The 15,277-nt window shown below is 63.6% G+C and carries 11 protein-coding genes and 1 pseudogene; 5 read left to right on the forward strand and 7 right to left on the reverse strand.

Annotated features, from left to right (window positions below; genetic code table 11):
• Positions 1–47: 47 nt before the first annotated feature.
• A complete protein-coding gene (locus tag RUW20_RS15475; protein WP_313953147.1) occupies positions 48–1,058 on the forward strand; it encodes a zinc-dependent alcohol dehydrogenase family protein in 1,011 nt (336 codons plus the stop codon).
• Here RUW20_RS15475 and RUW20_RS15480 read toward each other — a convergent pair.
• Both RUW20_RS15480 and RUW20_RS15485 read right to left on the reverse strand, forming a co-directional pair.
• Positions 1,046–2,596: a DUF1302 family protein gene (locus RUW20_RS15480; protein ID WP_313953120.1), complete on the reverse strand. Its 1,551-nt coding sequence runs from the start codon at positions 2,594–2,596 to the stop codon at positions 1,046–1,048. The genes RUW20_RS15475 and RUW20_RS15480 overlap by 13 nt on opposite strands.
• On the reverse strand, positions 2,580–3,389 hold the full coding sequence (locus RUW20_RS15485; protein ID WP_313953121.1) for an ABC transporter ATP-binding protein: 810 nt from the start codon (positions 3,387–3,389) through the stop codon (positions 2,580–2,582). The genes RUW20_RS15480 and RUW20_RS15485 overlap by 17 nt, the downstream gene beginning before the upstream one ends.
• A 54-nt stretch (positions 3,390–3,443) precedes the next feature.
• Between RUW20_RS15485 and RUW20_RS15490 the strand changes: the two genes are divergently transcribed.
• From RUW20_RS15490 to RUW20_RS15505, 4 genes are all read left to right on the forward strand, one after another.
• Complete coding sequence (locus RUW20_RS15490; protein WP_313953148.1) at positions 3,444–4,241, forward strand: outer membrane lipoprotein-sorting protein; 798 nt, start codon at positions 3,444–3,446, stop codon at positions 4,239–4,241.
• A gap of 101 nt (positions 4,242–4,342) precedes the next feature.
• Positions 4,343–4,900, forward strand: coding sequence for a GNAT family N-acyltransferase (locus RUW20_RS15495; protein WP_313953122.1), 558 nt, complete (start codon positions 4,343–4,345; stop codon positions 4,898–4,900).
• A 75-nt stretch (positions 4,901–4,975) separates the two neighbouring features.
• The gene (locus tag RUW20_RS15500; RefSeq protein WP_313953123.1) at positions 4,976–7,156 is read left to right on the forward strand and encodes an HDOD domain-containing protein; all 2,181 of its coding nucleotides are present in this window, start codon (positions 4,976–4,978) and stop codon (positions 7,154–7,156) included.
• On the forward strand, positions 7,153–9,393 hold the full coding sequence (locus RUW20_RS15505; RefSeq protein WP_313953124.1) for a putative bifunctional diguanylate cyclase/phosphodiesterase: 2,241 nt from the start codon (positions 7,153–7,155) through the stop codon (positions 9,391–9,393). Before RUW20_RS15500 ends, RUW20_RS15505 begins: the two co-directional genes overlap by 4 nt.
• Positions 9,394–9,472: 79 nt before the next feature.
• Here the strand turns inward: RUW20_RS15505 and RUW20_RS15510 are convergent, their stop codons facing one another.
• From RUW20_RS15510 to RUW20_RS15530, 5 genes and pseudogenes are all read right to left on the reverse strand, one after another.
• On the reverse strand, positions 9,473–10,942 hold the full coding sequence (locus RUW20_RS15510) for a nickel-dependent hydrogenase large subunit (protein ID WP_313953125.1): 1,470 nt from the start codon (positions 10,940–10,942) through the stop codon (positions 9,473–9,475).
• On the reverse strand, positions 10,939–11,937 hold the full coding sequence (locus tag RUW20_RS15515) for a HupU protein (protein ID WP_313953126.1): 999 nt from the start codon (positions 11,935–11,937) through the stop codon (positions 10,939–10,941). Before RUW20_RS15515 ends, RUW20_RS15510 begins: the two co-directional genes overlap by 4 nt.
• Entirely contained in the window at positions 11,934–13,391 is a 1,458-nt protein-coding gene (locus tag RUW20_RS15520; protein ID WP_313953127.1) for a sigma-54 dependent transcriptional regulator, read from the reverse strand. The genes RUW20_RS15515 and RUW20_RS15520 overlap by 4 nt, the downstream gene beginning before the upstream one ends.
• A complete protein-coding gene (locus RUW20_RS15525; RefSeq protein ID WP_313953128.1) occupies positions 13,388–15,115 on the reverse strand; it encodes a hydrogenase maturation protein in 1,728 nt (575 codons plus the stop codon). Before RUW20_RS15525 ends, RUW20_RS15520 begins: the two co-directional genes overlap by 4 nt.
• Before the next feature lie 12 nt (positions 15,116–15,127).
• Positions 15,128–15,277, reverse strand: a pseudogene (locus tag RUW20_RS15530) (hydrogenase expression/formation protein HypE); the annotation flags it as partial.

A 15,277-nucleotide genomic window follows, 5' to 3' on the forward strand; every position in this document is an offset into this window, starting at 1 on the left:
CGGCGAATGGCCAACGTCGCGAAGACAAGTCACCACGGGAGACGCGCATGCAGGCGATGATTCTGAATGCCCAGGGCGAGCCTCTGCGCTTGACCGATGTGCCGCGGCCAACGCCCGGAGCTGACCAGATGCTGCTGCAGGTGCGCGCCTGCGGCGTCTGCCGCACGGACTTGCACGTGCTCGACGGCGATTTGCTGGAGCCCCGCCTGCCGTTGGTCCTCGGCCACGAAATCGTCGGCATCGTGGTCGAGAAAGGGGCCAATGTGCAGGCTTTTTCGCTTGGCGAACGCGTCGGCGTACCGTGGCTGGGACGCACCTGTGGCGCTTGCCGCTACTGCGCCAGCGGCGCCGAAAACCTTTGCGACGCGGCCGAGTTCACCGGTTACACCCTCGATGGCGGTTACGCCGAGTTCACGCTGGCCAATCAGGATTACTGTTTCGCGCTGCCGGCGGAGTATTCCGACGCCGAAGCAGCGCCACTGCTCTGCGCCGGACTGATCGGCTACCGCTCGCTGGTCGCTGCCGGGGACGCACCGCGTCTGGGAATCTACGGTTTCGGCGCGGCCGCCCACATCATCACGCAGGTGGCGCGCTGGCAGGGGCGCGAAGTGTTCGCCTTCACCAAACCGGGTGACGCCGACGGGCAGGAGTTCGCCCTTCAACTCGGCGCGAGCTGGGCAGGCGGCGCCGACCAGGCACCACCGCAGGAGATGGATGCGGCCATTCTGTTCGCACCGGTCGGTGAATTGGTCCCACAGGCGCTGCGTCACACCGCCAAGGGCGGCACGGTGGTTTGCGCCGGGATCCATATGAGCAACATTCCAGAGTTCCCCTACGCCCTCCTGTGGGGAGAACGCTGCGTGCGCTCGGTGGCCAACCTTACCCGACGCGACGGTGAAGCGTTCCTGGCCATCGCGCCGAAGGCGGGCGTCAGAACCGAAGTCGTGGAATTCCCCCTGGCTGCGGCGAACGAGGCCCTGCAGAGACTGCGCGCCGGGCAGGTCCGCGGTGCGGCAGTGCTGGTCCCAGGCTTGACGCCATCATCTCAGAAGCTGTAGCGGACCTCTGAATAGACGCGGTCACTGGCATCGTAGCGACCGAAAAATCCCAGGGCTGGCCCCTGGAAGATATCGACACCCACCGCCAGCTTCCAGTTCTTCTCGAAGTTCCAGCCGACTCGCGGCCGGAGCATCCAATCAGTGCGGTTCACGCTGCCGATCCACAAGGCCTCGGCATCGAACCTGTCGTTGAACTTGTGATTCACCAGGAAGCTGACACCATTTTCGTTGGTCGACTCGATGATGTAGGGATTGTGGTCGAAGAAATGGCTCTGGAATACCTGGGCGTTGATCCTGGTATCGGCGAACTGAGTGAAATCCAGACCGAGCACCCAGGTCAAAGTGTTCTGGTCAACCAGGCCATTGGCGCTGCTCAGGTTGGTCACCTGATACTTCTGCCCACGGGTATAGACCGCCTCACCCTTGAGGACCACCGCACCAAGGTCCTTGGCGACGGTGCTGCCATACTGATCAATGCGCTCGTGCTGGGCCTGATAGGTCGCCGTGGTGGTCGTCGCACCAGGGATGATCTGCCGGTAGAAGGTCGGCGCCACGCTCATGCTGCTGTAGGCAAATCCCGCTACGTCCCAACCATTGTGCAAGACCGACATGCGCAATCCGTAGTTGGTATTCGACAGATTCTGCGTCGGCGTCTTCTCGTTGAGGAAGACCACATTGTTCACGCCTGGCGGTGGCGGCAAGGTGTAAGCATAGAACTGCGCTCCCGGCTTGCCGATGTTGTCGTAGCTGGCCACCGGGATCCAGATCGCCTCGGCGTGGAAATCGCCCTTGAAATACTCGGCTCTTGCCGCCCACTGCGGGATGCGGAGGATCTCGAATTCCGGCAGCACGAAATGCCGCATGTCCTTGGCGGAAACGACATCGCCGAACAGCAGGCCGACCATCTCGCCCCAGATGATGTGCTGCCGGCCGAGACGGAACTCCCAGTCGCCGGCGCCAATGTCCACGTAGTTCTCGCGCAACATCGCATTCAGGGTCTGGTTGTTGTTGACCGCCTGCGGGTAGAAATCACTCATCGGATAGACGGCGTCAAAGTCAACCCGCGCCCCCAGCTTCCATTTGATGCCGCTTCCCAGATCACCCTGCGCAGTGACGTCGGCGCGGGTCAGGAACTGCGACCAGTGGGAGGTCTTGGGCGTGGTATACGCCATGACGTTCTCGATGAAGCCGTGGATCTTGGCCGGGCTGGAAGTGCCCCCATCGAAGGTCGATTCGACCTGCTGCGACTTTGGCAGCACATCGTCACCGAACAGGGAATCGCGACTGACCGGCAGCGCCGGCTCGGCAGGCGCTGCGGCAGCTGGCTCGACATCACCGAACAGAGAGTCCCGGCTCAGCGGCAGATCGCTGTCGGACTTGGCGGCAAGCAGGAGCGGTACTGGATGTGATGCCGCGCGTGCCGGCAGCGTCAGTCCGGGAAAATTACCGCGGTCCGCGAGCTCCGCCAGCGCCGTCATCGGCATCGTCGCCAGCAGCAAGGAAAGACAGGCGAAAGGTTGCTTATTTCTGATCTGCATTACTGTTTTCCCTGGCGCTGTCCGGCCCCTCGGCGAGGGTACTGGCCTGCTGGTTACTGGCACTGGCCTCTGACGGACGATTGCGGGCGAGAGACCACTTGGTATGGGAACGTACACCGAGCAGAGCGATCTCGCCATCCTCGACACGGACCAGGCGATCAGCCTTGGCGATGACGCGCTTGTCGTGGGTGGAGAAGATGAAAGTGGTTTTCAGGGCACGGTTGATCTTCTTCATCAGGACCAGAACCTCCTCGCCGGTCTTGTGATCGAGGTTGGCGGTCGGCTCGTCGGCCAGCACGATGGCCGGGCGGATCACCAGGGCCCTGGCGATCGCCACGCGTTGGCGCTGACCACCACTCAACTGGTTCGGGCGATGACTGGCAAACTTCGACAAGCCGACAATGTCCAGAAAATACGCCACGCGCTTCTGCCGGTCCGCGCTCGAAAGGTCCTTGCGATGAAGGAGTGGATACTCGACGTTTTCGGCGGCGGTCAACACCGGCAACAAATTGAAGGTCTGGAAGATGAAGCCTATGGTACGGGCACGAAGGTCGGCGAGTTGATCGGCAGTCCGACCACTGACATCCGCATCGTTGATGAAGATCTTGCCGCTGGTCGGCGTATCGATACAGCCGATCAGGTTCAGCAGAGTGGTCTTGCCACTGCCTGAAGGGCCGGCGATGGCCAGGAAAACACCTGGGTCGACAGACAGGGTAATGTCTTTGAGGGCTTGGACTTTCTGCTCGCCGAGCTGATAATCCTTGGAAACGTGTTCTATGCGGACTACGCTCATTCGTTGGCACTTCCCGCCAACCGTTTGAACGGTCAGCACAATTGGGTGAAAACTATGCAAAGCATGACGATCCACCATTCTGGTGTCAAGACCACCTTGGCGCTCCTCTCCGCCGCCCTCCTCGCCTGGGTCGCGCCAGCATCCGCGGCGGAGCCCCTTCAGGCGACGGCTAGTAGTGATGCCGAGGCGCGGCTGATCGTGGAAAAGGCTGACCAGGTTCGTTTTCCGGTCGGGGGTTTTCAGGTTGACGTAGCGATCACCACCACCGGCAGCGGCGACAACGCGGACGTACACAAGTACCGCGTTCTTTCCAAAGGCAACACCAACAGCGTCGTCATGGTCACCGAGCCGGCATCCGAACGTGGCCAGATTCTGTTGATGAAAGAGCGCGACCTGTGGGTCTTCATGCCTGAGGTTTCACAGCCGATACGGCTTGCCTTCTCGCAAAGGCTGACCGGTCAAGTCGCCAACGGCGACCTCGCACGCGCCAATTTCGCCGCCGACTACAATCCCAAACTACTGCGCAGCGAACGCATCGACAACGAGACCTACCACGTACTCGAACTGACCGGCGTGGACCGCAGCGTCACTTACCAGAAAGTCATCTACTGGGTCCGCGAGAAAGACCACTGGCCTTACCGGGCGGAGTTCTATTCACTCTCGAATCGTCTGCTGAAGACCTGCAAATATGAGAATTTCAAAACCATGGAAGGCACCAAGCGGCCGACTCGACTGGTGATGGAAGACGCCTTGCGTGGCGGTGAACAGTCTGTCCTCGAGTATGGCAGCATGAAGCTGCGCGATCTGCCAGACAAGATATTCACCAAGGATTACCTCAAAAAGCTGGATTAACTGCGTTTATCGCTGGCGATGCCTGCTTGACTTCGTAGTATCATCGAAAAGTTCGTGCCGGCGGCGGGCGGAACGACGATCACTCAGCAAAAAGGCGAAGGATGTTTCTTTCGAATCTTACGGAACTGACCTTGAGCCATGGCTACCGGCGGTTCTTCAAGGTCGTGCCGGCGCTGACTGCCGAGTTGCCTGCGGAAAACCACCGCATTCGACACCAGCTGTATTGCCGCGAACCGGGTGATCAGCCGCTGCGGGCCGAAGGTCTCGAAGTGGATGCTTACGACGACCAGCCTGTCCATTGCCTCGTGCCGTCGCTTTGGAAAGCGCAGTCTGTCGGCGGCGCGCGCCTGGTGCTGGCCGTCTATCTTTACCTGATCACGCTGGCACGCCACTACGCCATCACCACGCTCCTCGTCCTGACCGAGCGACACCTGGCCACGAACCTGGCTCGCCTCGGTGTCCGCGTCGAGCAGATCGGCGGTGAAATAGAGCACCGGGGCATCAGGATGCCGTCGATGATGGCGGTAGACGAAATCATCGGCGGCATGAACTTCGTTATCCGCGCGCTCTTCGAAAGCGTTTCTCGCGCGGTGCAGGAAGGCCTTGAAGCCGCTGGCGAACAAGCCGTTCGCGCCAAACACCACCCTTTCTGCCAGTAGCGAACGGCACCATGCACGCTCTTTCTCTCACATCGGCTGCGACCAGAGCGAAAGCCTGCTTCTCCCCCCTCCGTCATGTATAGCCTGCCGGAACCCATCCGCCAGGTGATCGAGTCGGGACGCGTCCCATCACCGCCGCAGGTATTGCTGCGGCTGCTGCAGATGGTAGACGACGACACCACGACGATGGCCAAACTCGCTGCGCTTGTCGAACAGGACCCAGGATTGTGCACCCGGGTCCTGACCGCCGCCAATTCGCCTGCCATCCGGCGTGGCGACCCGTTACACAGCATCGAAAACTGCCTGATCGCGCTCGGTACGCGGCTGGTACGCTCGATCGCCACCTGCCTGTCGGTGCAAAGCCTGTTCGACGAGCGCACGGCCGCCCGATCGGTCGATCTGTCCGCCTTCTGGACTCATTCGCTGCTGACGGCCGAGCTATCCCGAAGCCTGGCTGTGTCCATCGGCTTCCACCGGCCGGACGAGGCCTACCTGGCCGGCCTGCTGCACGACGTCGGCGAGCTGATCCTTCTGTCGGCAGTCGGCGAGCCCTACCTGGCACTCCTCGCTGGCTGCCCCAGTGAAGTCGAACTGTCAGAACGCGAAACCGCGCAGTTCGGCGCGGACCATGGCCAGATCGGTACCTGGCTAGCCGATCAGTGGCATCTCGACTCCCCATTTGCTGACGGCATCCTCTTCCACCACGCGCCCGCCGAACAGATCGTCACTGCTGCCCAGCTACCCCAGATGGTCTGGCTGGCGCACGCACTGATCTCCTGCGACGAGCTGCCCGAGGAACTGGTGATCCTCGCCGACAAAATGTTTGGCGACAGCAGCAAGTCCCAGCTGAGCACCTTGCGCGATCAGGCCGAACGGCGCATGTGCGTGCTCGCCGACGCAATCGGCATTCCTCACGTCAACGAGTCCGTGGCCGGCGGCTCGATGGGTCTGCCGCGCGTCATCGGAGCGCGCCGCGAAACCGTGGAACCCGACGCCCGTGGCCAGATCGCCGCGATCATTGGCAACAAGGCCCTGATGCAACCCTTGCAGCAGGGCCTCGGCACGCTCGAAACCAATGCCGAAGTGCTGTTCGCTCTGCGTGAATCGGCGCGCATCCTGTTCGACCTCAACCGCCTTGCCTTCCTCATCTGCGATCCGCTGAATGACCGGCTAAGCGGCAAGGGCATTGCCGGGCAACCGCCAATTTTCGGCCAGGTCACCCTCCCCCTCGAGGCGCATCGAAGCCTCGCCGCGGCGGCCGTGCTGGACAGCGAGATCCGTTCGTCTTACGACGCCGAAGCTCTGCCCGCCAAGCCCCTGATGGACGTCCAGTTTGCCAGGGCCCTCTCCAGCACCGGCCTGATGTGCATTCCGATGATTGGCCACAACCGCACCATCGGGGTCATCGTCGCCGGCTTGAGTGCCGACCAGCACAGCCGCGGTGATCGTCGCCTTCCTTGCCTGGCCAACTTCGGACGGATTGCCGGGGTCACCCTGGAGAGCTGGCGCGAAGCGCAGGACGCCCGTGAACAAGCCAAAGACGCCGCATCAGCACGCTTTGCGCAGCAGGCCAGACGCGTCGTCCACGAGGCAGGCAACCCCCTGACCATCATCAAGGGCTATCTCAGAATCCTCGACGGCAAGCTGCCGCAGGAAGCTGGCGTTCGCCACGAACTGACCGTGCTGACTGAAGAGATAGATCGTGTCGCCAGCATCGTTCGGCATTTGAGCGCAGCCCCCGAGGTGCGGGACGAGGACAAGGCAGTCGACATCTGCGAGCTGACGCGCGAACTGCTGATGCTCTATCGCGAAGCGCTTTTTGATGCACGCGGCATTAGCATTGAAACGGCCCTGCCACCGCAGCCGAGCTGGGTGGCCTGTGATCGTGACAGCATCAAACAGATCCTCCTCAATTTGTGGAAGAACGCCTCCGAGGCACTGTCCCGAGGAGAACGCTTCAAGCTTTCCCTGACCGCCGACATCCTGCACCAGGGGCGGCACTTCACCGAACTGAGAATTGAAGACAACGGACCAGGCATGTCCGAAGCGGCGATGAGCGCGTTACATCGCTCCGGCGATGACCGACTCGGGACGCCGCGCGGGATTGGCCTGTCAATCGTTGGCACGCTGGTGCACCGCCTGGAGATTCCTGTCACCTGCCGCAGCAAGGCCGGCTACGGAACGATGATTTCCCTGCTGTTGCCGACACTCGACCGAGCAGCGCGCCAGGGCGGCGGCGAAGGCAAACCCGGATGAAGAACGATCTCGTCGCCGGACACCCGCCGGGAGCGCTGATGAATGGCATGCCGAACGGCGACTTTTCACTGCAGCTTCAGGAAACTCAGCGACCCAGCAGCATCCTGATTGTCGACGACGAGGAGCGCATCAGGGCTGCCTACCGACAGCTACTCGCGGCTGACGGGCGTCGGGTCGAGCAATGCGGGACTGGCGTTGAAGCGCTTCGCCGTCTCGAGCGTCGCGACATCGACGTCGTGGTCCTTGACCTCAATTTGCCTGACATCCATGGCCTTGAGGTCATGGAGTGGATGGTGAACAAGCGCGTCCCGACGGCGGTGGTGGTCTTCAGTGGCGAGGAATCGATCGACTCGGCAATCCGCGCGCTGCGTCATGGCGCGATCGAATTCGTGCGCAAGCTGGGCAGCCCCCAGGAACTCGTCGACACCGTAGAGCGCGTTCTGCGGCGCCGCCGGATCGAACGTGAGCACGCGCTGATGGCGATCCGCCTGGAACACTCCGAACGTTTGCACCGCTTCCTGGTCGAGCAATCACCGGACATCATCTATACGCTCGACACCAACGGCCACTTCATTTTCATCAACGGCCGCGTCGAAGCACTGCTCGGTTACGCGCGGGACGAACTGCTCGGCAAGCACTACTCGCTGATCGTCCATCCCGACGATCTCGAACACGCCCGCTTCGCCTTCAACGAACGCCGGATCGGCGATCGGGCCAGCACCAACGTCGAAATTCGCCTGCAAACGAAGACCCAGGGTGTGCGCCATTTCGAGCACCGCACGATTGTCGCCATCCTCAGTTCGCAGGGTATCTACGACGCCACCGACAACACGGCAAGCCAGCAGTTCAAGGGTACCTCAGGCGTTGCGCGGGACATCACCGAGCGCAAGAAAGCCGAGGAGACGATAGCGTTCCAGGCTTTCCACGATCTGCTCACCGGACTGCCCAACCGTGTCTTGTTCAAGGATCGACTGGGGGTCGCCCTGACCCAGGCAAAACGGACAGGCAAGCGGCTCGGTGTGATGTTTATCGACATCGATCGCTTCAAGCTGGTCAATGACACCTACGGTCACCACGAGGGGGACGAGTTACTCAAGGCCTTTGCCCAGCGAGTCCGCAGCTGTCTGCGCTCCGGCGACACCCTGGCACGCCAGGGCGGCGACGAGTTCACCGTCCTGTTGCCCGACCTGAGCAGCGGTGAAGACGCCGCAGCGATCGCCGCCAAAATGCTGGCGGAGCTGAAACACCCGTTCACCATCGCCGGGCTGAATTTCTTCAGTACCGTGAGCATCGGTATCTCGCTCTACCCGGAAGACGGTGACACCCCGGAGATGCTCATTCGCAACGCTGACATTGCGATGTACCAGACCAAGGGGCGCGGCAAGAACGGCTATCTCCAGTTCACCCCCGAAATGAACAACGGCCACAGCATGCGCATCACGCTCGAAAGCGATCTGCGCGCGGCACTGGAAGACGGCGATCAGTTCGAACTCTACTACCAACCGCAGATCAGCTTCGGCCGCGGATTGACGATCGGCATGGAAGCCCTGATCCGCTGGCACCATCCGCGACACGGCCTGATGCTTCCGGATACTTTCATTCCGCTGGCCGAAGAAACCGGACTGATCGTGAAGATCGGCGAATGGGTCCTCGAGCGGGCACTTCGCCAGCTCGCCGCCTGGCGGAAAAAGGGATTCACCGGGCTGCAAATGGCGATCAACCTCTCGCCGAAGGAGTTCGACCGCAGCGACCTGCCGGAGCGTCTGATGGAACGTCTTGAAGCCCATGCCGTTCCGGCCGAGACGCTCGATATCGAGATCACCGAAAACTTGCTGATGAAAGACGCCGAAAAAACCATCGAGATGGTCAAGAAGCTGCGCAACAACGGACTGCAAGTGTCAATCGACGACTTCGGAACCCGCTACTCGTCGCTCAACTATCTGCGCCGTTTTGCCATCAACAGCATCAAGATCGACCAGTCCTTCGTTCGCGATCTGTCCCCCAACAACCAGAGCTCGACCTCGATCATCAATGCCATTTCGTCCATTGCCACCAGCTTCGACCTGCGCATCCTGGCCGAGGGTGTGGAAACCGAAAGCCAGAGGGAAATGCTCAGCAGCCTTGACTGCGACGAAATGCAGGGCTTCCTGTTCAGCCGGCCACTAACTGCCGCCGATTTCGAGGTCTTCCTGACGACCAGCGCCTTTCCCTCGCGCCCGGCCGCAGCCGCCCGCTAACGCGGGCAGCCAAGCCGCGCATTCCTCACCAGTCCTACACACACGTATGCGCAACCCATTGCCTACGCAACCGTCTCCTTCAATGCACGGTGCACACCATGCAGGGATCGAACGAGCGCACGACGTGCTGAACGGCGAGCGGCACGCTTTCGCCTTCGCCGACCGGCAGCCCGACCAGCGCCTGCTCGAGCGCGCCGGGGACGCCGGCTGCATCTCGGGGTGAGAAGTTCCAGGTGGTCGGGGCGATGATCTGGTAGCGGGCGATCTTGCCGCGTTCGATGCGCAGCCAGTGACCCAGCGCGCCGCGCGCCGCTTCGACCAGGCCGACGGCACTGGCCTGATCGGGTAGCTGCCACTGATTGCAGAAAGCGTCGCCCGGCGCCAAGGCGCGTACCCAACCCTCCATCGCCGGCACGACCAGGGCGATTTCGAACAGGCGGGCAACGACACGCGCCAGGACGCTGCCGCCATTCGCCGCCACCAGGGCGCGCAACAGGGGCTGGCCGGCGACCACCTGGCGGGCCAGGGCGCCGGTCTCGATGACGCCCGCGTCGTAGCGTGGCGCTTTGCACCAGGTGTAGGCATCCGGCCGCTCGGCAAACTCACCGACCAGCGGGCGCGTTTCCCCCTGTCGCGGATGCAACGGCCGCTCGCCGACCAGCCAGGCGTGGGTGACGTCTTCACGGATCAGCGCTTCCTGGAACGGCAGCGCAGCGGCCTGCCAGACACCGCGGGCGAAGAGATGCGGGCCGCCGTCACCTGCTCCCCCAGGCTGGCCATAGGCACCGTAGCTGAGGAAGCTGTCGGTCGCACGCCCGATGTGGCCCAGGCCAAGGTCGTCAGCGATCGCCAGGAAACGCGGGAAGTCGGCTGGCCGGCCTTGTGCCCAGGCAGCGAGCTGGTCGGCGGAGTGCAGCGCGGTGACGTTCTCCAGGGTGTCACCAAACACGGTCTCGGTGAGGAAAGCGCGGAACTCGCGTAGCACGGTCAGCAAACGAACTTTCTCGGTCGCGGTAACCGCGCGGGTCGTTCCGCCCGGCTGCAGCGCCAGGCTATGCGGCCATTTACCGGCCAGATAGCCCATCAGCCGCAACCAGTCGGCGCGCGCCGGCAACACCTCGCGCAGCGCTTCGCCGACGTTGGCCTTGAAGCGCTTTTCAGCCTGCGCGTGCCAGCTTCGCCCGCGATATCCTTCGCGCGCGAAGTCGGGCATGAAGAAGAGGTAGAAGTGGGTCAGGTGATCGGCGAGGTTCTCGCAGCCGAGGATCAGCTGGCTGGCCAGACGGCCGTTCGCCGGCATGCGCAGACCGGTCGCATCGGCCAGCGCCGCGGCAGCCGCCGCGGACTGTGACACCGAGCAGATGCCGCAGATCCGCGGCACGATGACCAGCGCGTCGAGCGGGTGCTTGCCGACCAGAAGCTGCTCGAAACCGCGATAGAGCGACGAGCAGACCTGCGCCGAAGCCACTCGGCCGGCAGCAATATCGAGGCTCACTTCGAGGTCACCTTCGACGCGATTGAACGGGCCGATGATCAGCCGGCGACTCACTTCGGACCGCGCTTTCGCGTGCCTGGCCGGATCACCGCATGATCGGAACGCGAATTCTCGCGTACCCGTTTGGGTGTCGCCGACTTCGACAGTGCGGCGAGCGCGACGAACCATGCCTTGGGCATGTCGATCGGCAAGCCGGTCGGGATGCCGGCGATTTTCGGCGTCTCCATGAACGGATGTCCGGGCTCCTCGAAGCCGGGTTCGGTGCACGAGATGCAGGCAAAGCCGCCGCGCAGGCACGAGCCGACGCCATTCCATGGCCGCAGGTTGCAGTCGGCACTGGCCTGGGTGCCCTTGCAGCCCATGTTCTCCATCAGGCAACCGAGGTCGGAGAGCTTTTGGGCACTGGCCTTGAACTCGTAGTATTCGTTGCGCGGGCAGCCGTGATGAACCAGTTGTTCGCTGTAGAAAGACGGCCGCTGCCAGGCGTCAAGGTCGCTCTCGGTGAGCGCGCCAAGCGCCAGCGAGAGCAGGGTGTCCACGATCCACCCCGGATGCGCTGGACAGCCGGCGACGTTGATCACCGGCAGGCCCGCCGCGGTGCGGAAATCGCCGCCCAGCAGACCGCCTTCCTGGTCGCCGTCGAACTGCAGGCCACAGGCGTCGGTGGGATTCTCGCCGGCCGAGATGATGCCGCCGTAGGCGGTACAGCTGCCAATGGCAATCACGTAGCGCGCACGTCCGGCCAGGTCGCGCACCCAGTCGATCACCGGCCGACCACTGCCGGAGAGCATCTGAAAGCGGCCGCTGCCGTTCGGCCCGCGCAGCAGCGCGCCTTCGACGCAGAGGATGTCGAACGGCAGCCTGCCGGCGACGGCCGCCTGCAACAGCGCGAGAGACTCGTCGCCGCTGGCTTCCGACAGGCCAGGATGGAGGAGTAGGTCGAGACCTGCGTCGGCGAGCTGTGCGAGTACGCCGGCGCGGTTCTCGGCGCCGAGCAGGGACTGTGTGCAGCCACCGCAACCCGCCGCCTGCAGCCAGAGCAGTTTCATCCGCGTTCCAGTCCGAAACGCAGCAGCTTGTGACGCAAGCCGACACGCGACAGGCCGAGTTCGCTGGCGGCGTGCGACTTGTTCCAGCGATGGCGGATCAGCGTCTCCTTGAGTACCCGCGCTTCGAGTGCTTCGAGACGTTCCTTGAGGCCGCCATCGACGGCGATCTGGTCGAGCAGATCGTCGTCCTGCTGATCGAGCGCCGGCGTACGCAGGATGCGTCGCGCCAGCAGCTCGGCACCGAGGCGCGGCGTTTCGGAAACAGCCAGCATGCGCAGGATTTCGTTCTGCAACTCGCGCACGTTACCCGGCCAGGGATAAACCGCAAGACACGCCAGGGCTTCGCTAGTGAAGCCGTCGACCGACTTGCCGAGCGCTCGCTGACTGGCCTCGAGCAGGCGACCGGCAAGCAAGGGGATGTCCATCGCCCGCTCGCGCAGCGCCGGCACCTGCAGCGGCACCGTCGCCAGACGGTAGTAGAGGTCTTCGCGGAAGCTGCCGGTGCGGACGTCCGCCTCGATGTCGTGATGGGTCGCCGCGACGACGCGCACATCGACCGACAGCGGCCGCGCCGCACCCAACGGGCGGAACTCGCCTTCCTGCAGGACCCTGAGCAGCTTGACCTGAAAGGCCGGGCTGGTGTCGCCGATTTCATCGAGAAAGAGGGTGCCGCCATCGGCCTGCTGAAAGCGGCCGCTACGGTCTTCGTAGGCGCCGGTGAAAGCGCCACGCTTGTAGCCGAAGAGCTCGGCTTCGAGCAACTGGTCGGGCAGCGCGCCGCAGTTCTCGACAACGAAGGGCTTGTCGGCGCGCCGACTGCAGTAATGGATGGCACGCGCCAGCATCTCCTTGCCGGTGCCCGATTCGCCGCTGATCAGTACCGACAGGTCGAAGGGCGCGATCTTCTCGATCAGTTGGCAAACGGCGTTGAGCGGGCTATCCGGTGTGCGGATCAGCCCGTCGAGACCGAATTCGCGTTTGACGCGCTCGGCCTTCATCTCGACGCGGCGGGCGAGTACCGGTTCTGCCGCACGCAAGTCGAGCGACAAGCGCTCGTTTTCCCGTTGCAGCCGATGGACATTGGCGGCAGTCTTCAGTGTCAGCAATAGCTGCTCGGGCTGCCACGGCTTCATCAGATACTGATAGATGCCGGCCTCGTTGACGCCGGCAATGATATCTTCGGCGTCGGTGTAACCCGAGAGGATGATGCGCAGGGTGTCCGGCCACTGGCTACGTACCCGTTTGAGGAACTCGACCCCGGTCATCTGCGGCATGCGCTGGTCGCAGACGATGATCTGTACCCACTCGCTCTCCATGATCCGTTGGGCCTCGTCGGCGCTCGAGGCGGTGAACACCTCGAAGTCATCTTCGAGCGTCCGCCGCAAGGCTTCCTGCGAGCGCACTTCGTCGTCGACGACGAGCACCGTCGGCATGGGCGGCCGGGCGGCGCTCATTGCGGAACGCTCCAGCCAAGATCGCGATGAATCGCCAGATGCCGCGGCGTCCACGAGTTCGGGGTCTTGTGCACAAAATGGTAGCGAGCGACGTGATAGCTGGGGTCGAAGCCGTAGAAGTTGCGCTGCAGCTCGGCGAGTTCCTCGGCGCGATAAGTCGCCAGCGGCTTCACCGCCTCGTCGCCCTGGCGCCGCGCGCACTTGCTCTGCAAGCGGCCGGCCAGATCGGGCGCCGCTGCCAACTCGGCGGCGCGGCGCGCGACATCGATGCGGAAAGCGTCGGGATCACCGGTCAGACAGGCATCGACCATGCCCGCGGCGACGCCGTCGACAGCGCTCATCGGTAAACGGTTGTGCATGATCGCTCGCGCGCCTTCGACGCCGACCCGCGCCGGCAGCAGGTAGGTCCAGAACTCCGATCCGTAGAGGTTGCCCATGTTCCGGTAATGCGGATTGAGCAGGATGCCGGCGCGCGCCCAGACCAGATCGGCGGCACGCGCCAGGAAGCAGCCACCAGCGCCGCAGTTGCCCTGCAGCGCGGCGATGGTCAGCTGCCGATCGCTGCGAATGATCGCTTCGGCCAGGTCGTCAATGGCGTTGATGTTGGCCCAGGACTCGTCGGCGGGGGATTCGGCGGCCTCGATGCTGTGCAGGTGGATGCCGTTCGACCAGTGGTCGCGCCCACCCATCAGAACGATGACGCTGACCGGCCGCTCGGTGGCCCACTGCCAGGCGGTCCGCAAGCGCTGGCACTGGCGGGTGCTCATGGCGCCGTTGTAAAACTCGAAATGCAGGAAACCGACGGCCCCCGCCTGCTCGTAGCGAATGTCCTGCCAGCTCCTGCCGGCTGGCGCACGATTGTTCGCTTCACTGACCAGAGGCGCTTCCGGGATGGTCGCCAGATGGGCGGCAAAGACCTGCGTTGCCGGCAGCTTGAGCGACGTGGCCGGCTGCTGGCGGCGGACGTGCCCGATCCACACCGCGCCATCGACCGTTGCCCGCAGGATCGCCGTCTCTCGCCAGGCGATCACGTCGCCAGGCGTGCCGCCGCGCAAAGTGTCTTCCGGCCAGCCATCGAACAGATGGCAGGGTTCGCCGAACAGTTGATCGGCGACGCCGGGGAAACCGTCGGCGGCGTTCAACCTGGCCAGGATCAGCGCACTCACATCGCGCTGCCAGTCGATGGCGCGTTCGGCCTGCTTGAGCAAGGGCCGTGCTCTGCCACGTACGCTGGCGTCGGCCCCGTCGAGCGGGGTCGGCACAAAGCCACCCGTCGCGTAGCGGTCGACGGCCTTGAGCACAGCCCGGGTGGCCGCTTCCGTGACTTCGTGGCGATAGATGCTCGACTTCCTGGCGACGCGCATCGGGAAGCTTTCGCTGGCCCAGATCGGACCGCCGTCCAGCTCGCCGGTCGCCTGCAGGACGGTGACGCCCCACGCCTTCGCCCCTTCCTGGATCGCCCAGTCGAGCGCCGACGGGCCGCGATCACCGACGATTCCCGGATGAACGATCAGGCAGCAATGCTGACCCCAGATCGAAGCCGGGATCGCCCGGCGCAGATACGGCGCGACGATCAGTTCGGGGCGAAACAGGTCCACCGCTTCCTCGGCAACCGAATCAGCGATGTCGAATTCGACCGAGACCAGGTGGCCGAGGGCGCCAAGCTCGCTGTACAGGCGCTGGCCGAGACTGTTGAAGGCGTGGCACAGGAGAAGGATGCGCACCTTCCTCTCCACTCAGCAGATGCGCGGCAACTGCTCGCCGGTCAACCAGTCGACGATGCGCCTACCGCCGAGGGTGGTGGTCATCTGCACGAAGTGGTGCTCGTCACGATGCACAGTGCCGATCAGTGCTGCCCGCCGCCCCAGTGGATGAGCGTGCATTGC

Origin of the sequence: Accumulibacter sp. (assembly GCF_032229525.1) — a bacterium.
Lineage (GTDB): Bacteria > Pseudomonadota > Gammaproteobacteria > Burkholderiales > Rhodocyclaceae > Accumulibacter.

Excerpts from the sequence above, each read along its gene's own strand:
- RUW20_RS15505 (WP_313953124.1), top strand. The coding sequence starts at position 7,153 with ATGAAGAACGATCTCGTCGCCGGACACCCGCCGGGAGCGCTGATGAAT.
- RUW20_RS15515 (WP_313953126.1), bottom strand. The coding sequence starts at position 11,937 with ATGAAACTGCTCTGGCTGCAGGCGGCGGGTTGCGGTGGCTGCACACAG.
- RUW20_RS15480 (WP_313953120.1), bottom strand. The coding sequence starts at position 2,596 with ATGCAGATCAGAAATAAGCAACCTTTCGCCTGTCTTTCCTTGCTGCTG.
- RUW20_RS15500 (WP_313953123.1), top strand. The coding sequence starts at position 4,976 with ATGTATAGCCTGCCGGAACCCATCCGCCAGGTGATCGAGTCGGGACGC.
- RUW20_RS15495 (WP_313953122.1), top strand. The coding sequence starts at position 4,343 with ATGTTTCTTTCGAATCTTACGGAACTGACCTTGAGCCATGGCTACCGG.
- RUW20_RS15485 (WP_313953121.1), bottom strand. The coding sequence starts at position 3,389 with ATGAGCGTAGTCCGCATAGAACACGTTTCCAAGGATTATCAGCTCGGC.
- RUW20_RS15475 (WP_313953147.1), top strand. The coding sequence starts at position 48 with ATGCAGGCGATGATTCTGAATGCCCAGGGCGAGCCTCTGCGCTTGACC.
- RUW20_RS15490 (WP_313953148.1), top strand. The coding sequence starts at position 3,444 with ATGCAAAGCATGACGATCCACCATTCTGGTGTCAAGACCACCTTGGCG.
- RUW20_RS15520 (WP_313953127.1), bottom strand. The coding sequence starts at position 13,391 with ATGAGCGCCGCCCGGCCGCCCATGCCGACGGTGCTCGTCGTCGACGAC.